The organism is Pseudomonas migulae, assembly GCF_024169315.1.
In the GTDB taxonomy this organism is placed as follows: domain Bacteria; phylum Pseudomonadota; class Gammaproteobacteria; order Pseudomonadales; family Pseudomonadaceae; genus Aquipseudomonas; species Aquipseudomonas migulae_B.
In genome coordinates, this window is the sequence record NZ_JALJWR010000001.1 from 4,233,590 (window position 1) to 4,246,396 (window position 12,807).

9 protein-coding genes are annotated in these 12,807 nt (G+C 59.0%); 3 read left to right on the top strand and 6 right to left on the bottom strand.

Features of this window, described 5'->3' with window-relative positions:
* Positions 1-92: 92 nt before the first annotated feature.
* The 5 genes from ntrC to glnA form a co-directional block, all read right to left on the bottom strand.
* On the bottom strand, positions 93-1,529 hold the full coding sequence (gene ntrC / locus J2Y86_RS19565) for a nitrogen regulation protein NR(I) (RefSeq protein ID WP_253435034.1): 1,437 nt from the start codon (positions 1,527-1,529) through the stop codon (positions 93-95).
* Positions 1,526-2,611: a nitrogen regulation protein NR(II) gene (glnL, locus tag J2Y86_RS19570; protein WP_010464561.1), complete on the bottom strand. Its 1,086-nt coding sequence runs from the start codon at positions 2,609-2,611 to the stop codon at positions 1,526-1,528. Before glnL ends, ntrC begins: the two co-directional genes overlap by 4 nt.
* A 230-nt stretch (positions 2,612-2,841) precedes the next feature.
* A complete protein-coding gene (locus J2Y86_RS19575; RefSeq protein WP_253435038.1) occupies positions 2,842-3,462 on the bottom strand; it encodes a DUF4124 domain-containing protein in 621 nt (206 codons plus the stop codon).
* On the bottom strand, positions 3,459-3,968 hold the full coding sequence (locus J2Y86_RS19580; protein WP_253435040.1) for a DUF4124 domain-containing protein: 510 nt from the start codon (positions 3,966-3,968) through the stop codon (positions 3,459-3,461). Before J2Y86_RS19580 ends, J2Y86_RS19575 begins: the two co-directional genes overlap by 4 nt.
* Positions 3,969-4,266: 298 nt before the next feature.
* Positions 4,267-5,673: a glutamate--ammonia ligase gene (gene glnA, locus J2Y86_RS19585; protein WP_017336068.1), complete on the bottom strand. Its 1,407-nt coding sequence runs from the start codon at positions 5,671-5,673 to the stop codon at positions 4,267-4,269.
* Positions 5,674-6,001: 328 nt separating this feature from the next.
* On the opposite strand from glnA, the gene thiI reads away from it, so the two are divergent.
* The gene (gene thiI / locus J2Y86_RS19590) at positions 6,002-7,456 is read left to right on the top strand and encodes a tRNA uracil 4-sulfurtransferase ThiI (RefSeq protein ID WP_253435043.1); all 1,455 of its coding nucleotides are present in this window, start codon (positions 6,002-6,004) and stop codon (positions 7,454-7,456) included.
* Positions 7,457-7,595: 139 nt separating this feature from the next.
* Complete coding sequence (typA, locus tag J2Y86_RS19595) at positions 7,596-9,416, top strand: translational GTPase TypA (RefSeq protein WP_150712542.1); 1,821 nt, start codon at positions 7,596-7,598, stop codon at positions 9,414-9,416.
* Between the two features lie 216 nt (positions 9,417-9,632).
* Here typA and J2Y86_RS19600 read toward each other — a convergent pair whose 3' ends face one another.
* A complete protein-coding gene (locus tag J2Y86_RS19600) occupies positions 9,633-10,073 on the bottom strand; it encodes a YkgJ family cysteine cluster protein (protein ID WP_090473876.1) in 441 nt (146 codons plus the stop codon).
* 259 nt (positions 10,074-10,332) lie between these two features.
* On the opposite strand from J2Y86_RS19600, the gene J2Y86_RS19605 reads away from it, so the two are divergent.
* Positions 10,333-12,783, top strand: a complete 2,451-nt coding sequence (locus tag J2Y86_RS19605; protein WP_253435055.1) for a glycogen/starch/alpha-glucan phosphorylase — start codon at positions 10,333-10,335, stop codon at positions 12,781-12,783.
* Positions 12,784-12,807 lie beyond the last annotated feature (24 nt).

Below are 12,807 nucleotides of genomic sequence, written 5' to 3' on the forward strand. Positions count from 1 at the left end.
CAAGCCTCGCTCCTACAGGGGTTAGTGTGAACCTGTAGGAGCGAGGCTTGCCCGCGAATGGATGTAACTGTCAGCGAAGATCTGAAGGCTGTTTAACCCTCTTCCCCCTCATCATCGTCCCCACCATCCACCTTCATTCCCAACTCCTTGATCTTGCGCGTCAGGGTATTACGCCCCCAACCCAGCAACACCGCGGCATCGCGGCGGCGGCCGGCGGTATGCTTGAGCGCGGTTTCGATCATGATCCGCTCAAACGCCGGCACTGCCGTGTCGAGCAGGCTCGACTGACCACGCGCCAACGCCTGATCAGCCCACTGGCGCAGCGCTTGCTCCCAGTTCGTCACCGGCGCCGAGTCCTGCGGCAGGCTCAGCAGCTCCGGTGGCAGGTCGCTGATGTGCACTTCGCGACCCGAAGCCATCACCGTGATCCAGCGGCAGGTGTTCTCCAGCTGACGCACGTTGCCGCCCCACGGCAGGTTCTTCAGGTATTCCTCGGTTTCACTTTTCAGCAGCTTCGGCTCCACCGCCAATTCTTGTGCGGCGCGGCTGAGGAAGTGCTTGGCGAGTGTCGGGATGTCTTCGCGACGGTCCGACAACCGTGGAATGTGGATGCGGATCACATTGAGGCGGTGGAACAAGTCTTCACGGAATTTTCCGGCGTGCACCAGGGTTTCCAGATTCTGGTGCGTCGCGGCGATGATTCGCACATCTACCTTGACCGGCACATGACCGCCGACGCGATAAAACTCGCCGTCGGCCAGCACACGCAGCAAACGGGTTTGCGTGTCCGCCGGCATGTCGCCGATTTCATCAAGGAACAGCGTGCCGCCGTCAGCCTGCTCGAACCGTCCGCGACGCAGATTGGCCGCGCCGGTGAAGGCGCCTTTTTCGTGGCCGAACAGTTCGGACTCCATCAGATCCTTCGGGATCGCCGCCATGTTCAGCGCAATGAACGGCGAAGTCGCCCGTGGGCTGTGACGGTGCAGAGCGTGGGCCACCAGCTCTTTGCCGGTCCCGGATTCGCCGTTGATCAGCACGGTAATGTTGGAGTGGCTCAAGCGCCCGATGGCGCGAAACACTTCCTGCATCGCCGGCGCTTCACCGATGATTTCCGGGGTGCGTGTCAGGGTGGGAGCGACTTCCAGGCCTTGCTGTTCCTGGGCGTGCTGGTTTGCGCGCTTGACCAGCGACACCGCTTCGTCCACGTCGAACGGCTTGGGCAGGTACTCGAACGCACCGCCCTGATAAGACGCGACAGCGCTGTCCAGATCGGAGTGCGCAGTCATGATGATCACTGGCAACCGTGGGTGTTGCTCGCGAATCCGCGCCAGAAGGTCCAGACCGCTGGCACCCGGCATGCGGATGTCGGAGATGATCACGTCCGGCTGCTGGCGCGCCAGGCGGCTCATCACGCCATCGGCGCTGTCGAAGCTTTGCGTGGTCATGCCTTCCTGCTGCAAGGCTTTTTCAAGGACCCAACGGATAGAACGGTCGTCATCGACGATCCACACGGTTTCACTACGGCTCATGTCGATGTGGCTCCTTGTTCCAGTGGCAGAAAGATCGAGAAGGTGGTGTGGCCTGGATGGCTGTCACATTCGATCAGGCCCTGGTGCTGGCTGATGATGTTCTGGGTAATGGCCAGGCCCAGCCCGGTACCGTCCGGGCGGCCGCTGACCATGGGGAAGAAGATGGTTTCCTGCAGGTCTGCGGGAATGCCGGGACCGTTGTCGATGATTTCGATCTTGGTCACGAGGCGATGGCGCACGTGGCCGATGGTGAATTGGCGCATGGCGCGGGTGCGCAGGCTGATGCGCCCCAGGCGCAGCTCGTTCTGGCTGCTGATGGCCTGCATCGCGTTGCGCACGATGTTCAGGACCGCCTGGATCATTTGTTCGCGGTCGATCAATACGTCGGGAATGCTTGGATCGTAGTCGCGCACCAGCGTGATGCAGCCTTGGCTTTCCGCTTCGACCAGATGGCAGACGCGTTCCAGCACTTCGTGGACGTTGCACATGGCCAGCGATGGCAGCTTGTTGGAGCCGAGCATGCGGTCCACGAGGTTTCGCAGGCGGTCGGCTTCTTCAATGATGACGTTGGTGTAGTCACGCAGGCTTTCTTCCGGCAGTTCGCGGGCGAGCAACTGGGCTGCGCCGCGAATCCCGCCCAACGGGTTCTTGATTTCATGAGCCAGCCCGCGCACCAGCATCTTGCTGGTTTCCTGTTTCGACAGTTGCGCTTCTTCCTTGGTGATCCGCAACAAGCGATCCCGCGGATGCACTTCCAGCAGCAGCATGGTGGCGCCGTTGGCGAGGATCGGTGTTACCGCGTAATCGACGGTCAGCGTCTGGCCGGTGAGGGCCGTGAGCATCGCTTCGCGCTTGGTGAACGGGTGCGCTTGCTCGACCGCCTGACGCAGGGAATTCAGCGCCTCGGTGGATTCGGTGAACAACTCGCTGATGAACTGCCCATGGCTACGCTGGCCGCTGATGGCCAGGAGCATCTCCGCCGCCGGGTTCATGTACTCGAGGCGCAGTTCGGCATCGAGCAGAATGGTGGCGGTGGTGAGGTTGTCGAGTAGCAAACGGTGTAGTGCGTCGCTAATGGTCATCGGGACCTCTTTTGGAGCAGGGCGCGCGCATGAATAAAGCGCTGATGCGAGGAAAATGCAAAAACCAAACCAAGGCTCCGAAAAGAAGCGTTAAAGGCCTGAAACGGGCGTTTGACGCTCGTTTGCGTGGCGTTCTGCCAGCTTTGGCGGGTACTTTCGAACCAAAATGGGTTGGAATGTGGGTACGGTGCAACCTGTTGCACCAATATAGTGCGCAAAGCTGAGCAACGTTAGAAGAAGCGCAGGAAGGGATTTTTTTCTTCTTCGGGTTTGTCTTTGAGCGGACATTCCGGCCGTTGGCCGTAGTCGGTCAGCGTGCAGGGTTTGACTTGACGTTTCTGCGCGAGGGAGATGCGCAGCATATGAAACGGTTGATTGGCCGTACGCTCGACGATGCGGCCATGCTCATCGAGAATTTCTACCGACAGGTTATGGCTGCCGCGGTCGATGTTGCCCAAGGCAAATACTGGGCTCGGACCCGGTTCAGCGGTGGCCTGCCCGTCCAGCAACAAGCGGTAGCGATGACCCGGTTGCAGGCCGGGTTCGCTGGTAACGCTGACGATCAGCTCGCCGGCGCTGCTGCGGATCGTGGCGTCGGGTTCGGGCACCAGCACTCTGAGCAGGTCGTAGCGAAACAGGGGCCTGGTTTCGGCTTTTTTCTCGGCAATCACCGGCGCTGCGGCGGTCGGGTTGGCGGACATGCGGTTGCTCGTCGCCAACGGCACGCGTTTGGCGTTGCGGGAGCCGGGCTGGTCGGTGAAGACCCGATTGCCCTGAGCGTCGATGTAGGTGAAGACCTCGGCCGACACGGGCAACACGAACAGGCAGGCGATCAACAGCCACCCCCTCACGGCTTGTGCACCCGCTGGACGGTGAAGGTCACGATCGGGCTCTGCTGGACGACGTCTTCCCCCTCGATCACCTGGACCGCGAGGCTGTGTGTGCCGCGATCAATGTTGACCAGTTGCAGGATCGGCACGTTGCTCGGCTGGCCGTAAGGCTGGTCGTCCAGCAACAACCTGAATAGATGGGGACCTTGCAGTCGGGGTTTGATCAGCACGTTGACGGTGAAGGTGCCGTTGTTGGCGCGTAGCGCCTCGGTGGTGGGCAAGTTGGTCAGCTCCAGCACCTCGTAGGCGTCGCGAGACTGTTCGCCGCTGGTGGCTGGCGCAGGTGGGGCAGGAGGCGCCTGGGGCTCGATGCTATTGAGCGGCGGTAACTCGACCGGCTCCGCCTTCACGCCGTCGGGCGGTTGATTGCTGTAGGCGGTGTTGCCGGCGGCGTCGGTGTACTTATAGATCTGCGCGGCGGCGGGCAGGGCGATCAACAGCAACATCAATAGAAAACCACGACCCATAAAATCGACCAGAAGCGAAGGCGTTGGCTTGCAGCATAGGTCAGGGCCGGTGATTGACCCAAGCTGTAAACATTTCGCCATGATTTACCGAAATCCCCCAAACACTACAAAACCCTGTGGGAGCGGGCTTGCCCGCGATAGCGTTACACCAGGCAACATTGCTGTTGGATGTGCTGACGTCATCGCGGGCAAGCCCGCTCCCGCAGGGATTTGCTGTGGTCATTGAATTGCGGGCACAAAAAAGGCCTCCCGAAGGAGGCCTCTTTTTTGTCACGCCGCTTGCGCAGGCGCTACCGGATCAGCAGCTGTAGTACAGCTCGTATTCCAGTGGGTGTACGAAGGTACGTACCTTGATTTCTTCTTCGCTTTTCAGAGCGATGTAAGCGTCGATGAAGTCATCGGAGAACACGCCGCCTTTGGTCAGGAACGCACGACCTTTGTCCAGCTCTTCCAGGGCTTCTTTCAGGCTGCCGCAAACTTGTGGGATCTCTTTCGCCTCTTCAGGCGGCAGGTCGTACAGGTTTTTGTCAGCTGCGTCGCCAGGGTGGATCTTGTTCTGGATGCCGTCCAGGCCAGCCATCAACAGTGCAGCAAAGCCCAGGTACGGGTTGGCTGCTGGATCCGGGAAGCGGGCTTCGATACGGCGAGCGCGAGGGCTGGACACGTAAGGAATACGGATCGAAGCGGAACGGTTGCGAGCCGAGTAGGCCAGCATCACTGGAGCTTCGAAGCCTGGGACCAGACGCTTGTAGGAGTTGGTCGACGGGTTGGTGAAGCCGTTCAGGGCCTTACCGTGCTTGATGATGCCGCCGATGAAGTACAGAGCGGTGTCGGACAGGCCGGCATAGCCTTCGCCAGCGAAGGTGTTCTTGCCATCTTTGGCGATGGACAGGTGAACGTGCATACCCGAACCGTTGTCGCCGTACAGAGGCTTAGGCATGAAGGTCGCGGTGCGGCCGTATGCGTCAGCAACGTTGTGTACGCAGTACTTCAGGGTCTGAACTTCGTCAGCCTTGGCTACCAGGGTGTTGAACTTCACACCGATTTCGTTCTGACCGGCAGTCGCCACTTCGTGGTGGTGAACTTCGATGACCAGACCCATTTCTTCCATGGCGTTGCACATGGAGGTACGGATTTCGTGGTCGTGGTCGAACGGCGGAACAGGGAAGTAGCCGCCTTTGACGCCTGGACGGTGGCCACGGTTGCCGCCTTCCACGTCCTGGTCGGACATCCACGAACCTTGTTCGGAGAAGATCTTGAACATCGAGCCCGAGATGTCGGACTTGAACTTCACTTCGTCGAAGATGAAGAATTCTGGTTCCGGACCAACAAATACGGTGTCGCCGATACCGGTCGACTTCAGGTATTCCTCGGCACGCTTGGCGATCGCACGTGGGTCACGGTCGTAGCCTTGCATGGTCGAAGGCTCGATCACGTCGCAAACCAGGATCAGGGTCGGCTCTTCGGTGAACGGGTCGAGAACGGCAGTGCTGTCGTCCGGCATCAGGATCATGTCGGAGGCTTCGATGCCTTTCCAGCCAGCGATGGAGGAACCGTCGAACATTTTGCCTTCTTCGAAGAAAGCTTCATCCAGCGCGTCGCGAGCCGGCATGGTCACGTGGTGCTGAGTGCCTTTGGTGTCCGTGAAGCGCAGATCAATCCACTTGACGTCATGATCTTTGATGAGTTGAACCGACTTCGACATAGTGTCCTCCGGGTGGATTAGGGCTGGTAGTGGTTGCCCTTTAATGTTTGTGATGCCGGCGCGAATACTCTGCCAAGGCAACCTGCCTCACAAGGGAGCAAATTGCATGCCAGTGCCCCAGCATGGGTTTTTTGCCCCAATATCACGCTTATAAAGGCACAAATCGCATTTCCGGACAAAACATCGCCCTACAATGTTGCGTTAAAACCCGTAAATGACCTGTTTTGGTGCGTGCAAAACCTTCTGCACATTAACTGGTTAAACCTTGAGCAATTTCCGCTATAATCCGCGCCCCCCTTTTTCGGCTGGCCCAGCGCGCGCTGTTTTCATGAAACTAATCGTAAAAGTCTTCCCCGAGATCACCATCAAGAGCCGCCCGGTACGGATGCGTTTCATCCGCCAGTTGGCCAAAAACATCCGCACCGTGCTCCGTGACCTGGACCCGGCCGTGGTGGTGAACGGTGTGTGGGACAATCTCGAGCTTGAAACCCGCGTCACTGAGCCCAAAGTCCTGAAGGACATGACCGAGCGCCTGAGCTGCATGCCGGGTATCGCGCATTTCCTGCAGGTCGACGAATACCCGTTGGGCGACTTCGATGACATCGTCGCCAAGTGCAAGCTGCATTTCGGTGATTCGCTGGCCGGGAAGATTTTTTCGGTGCGCTGCAAACGCGCCGGCAAGCATGAATTCAGTTCGATGGATGTCGAGAAATACGTCGGCAGCCAACTGCGTCGTCAGTGCGGCGCCGCCGGAATCTCGCTGAAAGAGCCGGAAATCGAAGTTCGCCTCGAAATTCGCGACAAACGGTTGTTCGTGATCCACAGCCAGCACAACAGCATCGGCGGATATCCGCTGGGTGCACTGGAACAGACACTTGTGCTGATGTCCGGCGGCTTCGATTCCACTGTTGCTGCCTACCAGATCATGCGCCGCGGCCTGATGAGCCATTTCTGCTTCTTCAATCTGGGCGGGCGGGCCCATGAACTGGGCGTCATGGAAGTCGCGCACTTCATCTGGAAGAAGTACGGCAGCTCCCAACGCGTGTTATTTGTCAGTGTGCCGTTCGAGGAAGTACTGGGAGAAATTCTCGGGAAAGTCGATAACAGTCATATGGGTGTAGTTTTGAAGCGTATGATGTTGCGCGCTGCTTCCCGTATTGCCGATCGGCTGGAGATCGAAGCGCTGGTTACCGGCGAAGCGATTTCCCAGGTGTCGAGCCAGACGCTGCCGAACCTGTCCGTGATCGACTGCGTGACCGACAAGCTGGTCTTGCGTCCGCTGATCGCCAGTCACAAGCAGGACATCATCGACCTGGCCAACGAAATCGGCACTGCCGACTTCGCCAAGCACATGCCGGAGTATTGCGGGGTCATCTCGGTGAACCCCAAGACCCACGCCAAGCGTCCGCGCGTGGAGCATGAAGAGAAAGAATTCGACATGGCGGTCCTCGAGCGTGCGCTCGAGAACGCCAAACTGGTGCCGATCGATCGCGTGATCGACGAATTGGGCCAGGACTTGCAGATCGAAGAAGTCAGCGAAGCACTGGCGGGCCAGATCATCATCGACATCCGTCACCCGGATGCCGCTGAAGACGAGCCGCTGGAACTCGCTGGCATTGAGGTACAAGCGATGCCGTTTTATGCATTGAACGCTCGTTTCAAGGAACTGGACCCTACTCGCCAGTACCTGTTGTATTGCGACAAAGGCGTGATGAGTCGCCTGCATGCCCACCATTTGCTCAGTGAGGGGCATGCCAATGTGCGCGTTTATCGACCGAGCTAAGTGCCCGGGGCTGTTTGCCTGTGGCCTGCGTCACCGGCCCCCCGACGCTGCCGTCAAGCTGTAACGGCCTTGCCGGACTCTACTGTTAATCGCTGCCAAGACTTGTCAGCACACCGAATCCTCTGATCGAGATACACAAGTGATCGAAAATCTACGCAACATCGCCATCATTGCTCACGTTGACCATGGTAAAACCACCCTGGTAGACAAACTCTTGCGTCAATCCGGCACCCTGGAGCGCAACGAGCTCAACGACGAGCGCGTGATGGACTCCAACGACCAGGAGAAAGAGCGCGGTATTACCATTCTGGCGAAAAACACCGCCATCAACTGGAACGGCTTCCACATCAACATCGTGGACACCCCGGGCCACGCCGACTTCGGCGGCGAAGTTGAACGCGTAATGTCGATGGTTGACTCCGTTCTGCTGCTGGTTGACGCTCAAGACGGCCCTATGCCGCAAACCCGTTTCGTGACCAAGAAGGCTTTCGAAGCCGGCCTGCGTCCGATCGTGGTCATCAACAAGGTTGACCGTCCAGGCGCGCGTCCGGACTGGGTTCTGGACCAGATCTTCGACCTGTTCGACAACCTCGGTGCTACCGAAGAACAGCTGGACTTCAAAGTCGTCTACGCCTCGGCCCTGAACGGCATTGCCGGTCTGGAACACACCGACATGGCTGAAGACATGACCCCGCTGTACCAGTCGATCGTCGACAACGTACCTGCGCCGAAAGTCGACCGTGACGGTCCGTTCCAGATGCAGATCTCCGCTCTGGACTACAACAGCTTCCTGGGTGTTATCGGCGTTGGCCGTATCGCTCGTGGTCGCATCAAGCCGAACACTCCGGTTGTCGCTATCGACGCCGACGGCAAGAAGCGTAACGGCCGTATCCTGAAGCTGATGGGTCACCACGGTCTGCACCGTATCGACGTTGAAGAAGCAGCTGCCGGCGACATCGTCTGCATCAGCGGCTTCGACCAGCTGTTCATCTCCGACACTCTGTGCGACCCACTGAACGTCGAAGCGATGAAGCCGCTGACCGTTGACGAACCAACCGTTTCCATGACCTTCCAGGTAAACGACTCGCCATTCTGCGGTAAAGAAGGCAAGTTCGTGACTTCCCGTAACATCAAGGAACGTCTGGACAAAGAGCTGCTGTACAACGTTGCTCTGCGCGTTGAAGAAGGCGACTCGGCTGACAAGTTCAAGGTCTCCGGCCGTGGTGAGCTGCACCTCTCGGTACTGATCGAAACCATGCGTCGCGAAGGCTTCGAAATGGGTGTTGGTCGTCCGGAAGTGATCATCCGCATGGTTGACGGCGTCAAGCACGAACCGTACGAAAACGTGACCATCGACCTGCCGGAAGAATCGCAAGGTTCGATCATGGAACAGATCGGTATCCGTAAGGGCGACCTGACCAACATGGTTCCGGATGGCAAGGGCCGTGTGCGCCTTGAGTACAACATCCCGGCCCGTGGCCTGATCGGTTTCCGTAACGAGTTCCTGACCCTGACCTCCGGTGCAGGCATCCTGACCTCGATCTTCGACCGTTACGACGTGATGAAGTCCGGCGACATGTCCGGCCGTCAGAACGGCGTGCTGGTTTCGGTTGCTACCGGTAAGGCTCTGACTTACTCGCTGGAAACCCTGCAAGCTCGCGGCAAACTGTTCCTGGGTCACGGTGAAGACGTGTACGAAGGTCAAATCGTCGGCATCAACAGCCGCGACAACGACCTGGGCGTCAACCCAACCAAAGGCAAGAAGCTCGACAACATGCGTGCTTCGGGTAAAGACGAAACCATCGCTCTGGTTCCGCCTATCCGTTTCACCCTGGAACAAGCTCTGGAATTCGTTCAAGAAGACGAATTGTGCGAAGTCACTCCTAAGTCCATCCGTCTTCGCAAGAAGATCCTGGGCGAAAGCGAGCGTACCCGCGCTGCCAAGAAAAGCGGCAACTGAGTTTCGACTTAGTTAAGGCTTGAAAAAACGCCCCCGACCGCAAGGTCGGGGGCGTTTTTGTTTGTCTGGGAGTTGTGCGGTGTTTGTGCGGGCCCCTTCGCGGGCAAGCCCGCTCCCACAGTGATTTGTGGTGTTCACAAAATTTGAATTCAGTGCCGAACCCTGTGGGAGCGGGCTTGTCCGCGATGAGGACCTGTCAGGCAGCGAGGTTCCGGATCAGAATTTCTCGAGGGGACGACGGGAGCTGCTGGTCTCACGCGCCACTTCTTTCGGCTTGTAAGCGCAATACCCCGGCCGCGGCCCGATTTTCGGGTGATTGCGGCAGGTGTCCGGGCGCTTTTCATAAATAGTGCACAGACGGCTCTTACGATCCAGGTACAGGCAATCGTTGTTGCTCATGCGCTGAAGGGTGAAGATCTCGGTCTTCTGGCTGTAACGCTCGACGATCCCTTCCTTCTGCAGCCGCTTGGCGATGTTCTTCGCCGGTTCGCCGCGCTCGAACTCGTCGACGATGCCGATGCGGATCAGATCCTTGATCTTGACCTCGACCGGCAGGGTGCAGCAGCTGGATACACACGAGCCGCACATCGGCGCAGAATATTTGGCCCAGGTATCGAGACGATCGATCTCTGCGGCGGCGATCAGGTTGGGCTTCATCATCAGTTGTTACCAGCGTGTGCATCAGGGCGCGCGATCATACCGGGACTGGTGGATTTTTGAACAACCTTTCGCCAGATTTTTTCTTTGCCGCCCCATAAACACCGTTAATCCGGCACGGGCCCTGCATTGATTCAGGCACACGACAATGTAATGCCGGCCGATCTCGCACTATCAGGAAAAACTGCCGAACCAGAGACCACACCGTCTGTCTGACCGTCTAGGCTCAACAACTCCACGCTCGCTCGAGGTCCTATCGATGACTCAAGAACCACTTGTTCGCGAAGCAGAGGTGGCCGCATTTCGCGACGCCGTCTTGACCAAGCTCACCTACGCGGTGGGTAAAGACCCGGATCACGCCTTCGACCACGACTGGTTCGAAGCCATTGCGCTCGCCGCGCGCGATCACATGGTCGAGCACTGGATGGACCACACCCGGCAGATCTATCGCAAAGGTCAGAAGCGGGTTTATTACCTCTCCCTTGAATTCCTCATCGGCCGCTTGCTCTACGACAGCCTGAGCAACCTCGGCCTGCTCGACGTCGCCCGCGAAGCCATGACCGAACTCGGTGTCGACATTGAGCGCATCCGCCTGCTGGAGCCCGACGCGGCCCTGGGCAACGGTGGCCTCGGTCGTCTGGCGGCGTGCTTCATGGAAAGCATGTCGACCCTCGGTATCGCCGGCCACGGCTACGGCATTCGGTATGAGCACGGCTTGTTCCGTCAGGCGATCGTCGACGGCTGGCAGCAGGAGCAGACCGAACACTGGCTGGATTTCGGTAACCCATGGGAATTCGAACGGCCAGAAGTCGTTTACCCGATCGGCTTCGGCGGCAGTGTCGAAACCGTCACCGACGAAAACGGCAAGTCCAAGCAAGTCTGGTCCCCGGCGGAAACCGTACGTGCCATTGCGTATGACACCCCGGTGGTCGGCTGGCGCGGGGCGAGCGTCAACACGCTGCGCCTGTGGCGTGCCCGTGCGATGGAAGATTTGCACCTTGAGCGCTTCAACGCCGGCGACCACTTGGGTGCGGTCGCGGAAGTGGCCCGGGCGGAAAGTATTTCCCGTGTGCTCTACCCGGCGGACAGTACCGAAGCCGGCCAGGAGCTGCGCCTGCGCCAGGAATACTTCTTTGTCGCGGCGTCCCTCCAGGATTTGCTGCGCCGCCACCGCAACATGCACACCTCGGTGCTGACCCTGGGCGATCACGCGGCGATCCAGCTCAACGACACTCACCCGTCCATTGCCGTGGCCGAACTGATGCGGCAATTGGTCGATGTCTACGACGTGGCGTGGGACGCCGCGTGGCAGGTCACCGTCGACACGCTCTCGTACACCAACCACACGCTGTTGCCGGAAGCGCTGGAAACCTGGCCGGTCGGTTTGATGGAGCGGATGCTGCCGCGGCATATGCAGATCATTTACCTGATCAACGCCCAGCACATCGACTCGCTGCGTGCCACAGGCATTCACGATTTCGACGTGCTGCGCGCGGTGTCGCTGATCGAAGAAGACAACGGCCGCCGCGTGCGCATGGGTAACCTCGCGTTTCTCGGCTCCCACAGCGTCAACGGCGTGTCCGGGCTGCACACGCAGCTGATGCGCAAGACCGTGTTCTCCGAACTGCACAAGATTTATCCGGACCGGATCAACAACAAGACCAACGGCATCACCTTCCGCCGCTGGTTGTATCAGGCCAACTCGGAGTTGACCTCGATGCTGGTCGACGCCCTCGGCCCTGATCTTCTGGATAACCCGGAAGAGCGCTTGCTCGATCTGGAGCCGTTCGCTGAAAAAGCCGCGTTCCGCAAGGCCTTCGCCGAGCAGCGCCTGCACAGCAAGAAGGCCCTGGCGTACATCATTCATGAGCGGCTTGGGGTCGCGGTCAACCCGGCGGCGATGTTCGATGTTCAGGTCAAACGGATCCACGAATACAAACGTCAGTTGCTCAACCTGCTGCACACTGTCGCGCTGTATCAGGCGATCCGCGCGGAGCCGGAAATCGACTGGGTACCGCGGGTGAAGATCTTCGCCGGCAAGGCCGCCGCCAGTTATCACCAGGCCAAGCTGATCATCAAACTCACCAACGACATCGCCCGGGTCGTGAACAACGACCCGACCGTGCGCGGTTTGCTCAAAGTGGTGTTCTTGCCCAACTACAACGTCAGCCTCGCGGAGAGCATCATTCCGGCGGCGGACTTGTCGGAGCAGATTTCCACCGCAGGTTTTGAAGCCTCGGGCACCAGTAACATGAAATTCGGCCTCAACGGCGCGCTGACCATCGGCACCCTGGACGGCGCCAACGTGGAAATGTGTGAACGCATTGGCGCCGAGCACATGTTTATCTTTGGCCTCAGTGCGCAGCAGGTCGAAGCCCGCAAGCAGAACCACGAGTTCAGCGCGGTGCCGGACATTGCCGCGTCCCATCGGCTCAATGATGTGCTGCAAGCGATTCGCGGCGGGGTGTTCTCGCCCGATGATCCGTCCCGCTACTCCGGCTTGATCGACTCGCTGATCGACTACGACCGCTTCCTGGTCTGCGCCGATTTCGATTCCTATTGGGAGGCGCAGATGCGCGTGGAAGCCCATTGGCACGATTCGAACGAGTGGTGGCGTTCAGCGGTGTTGAACACGTCCCGGATGGGCTGGTTCTCTTCCGACCGGACTATTCGCGAGTACGCCACGGATATCTGGAAAGCATTGGAGTAACTTTTAGCAATAATTGCGAGCAAG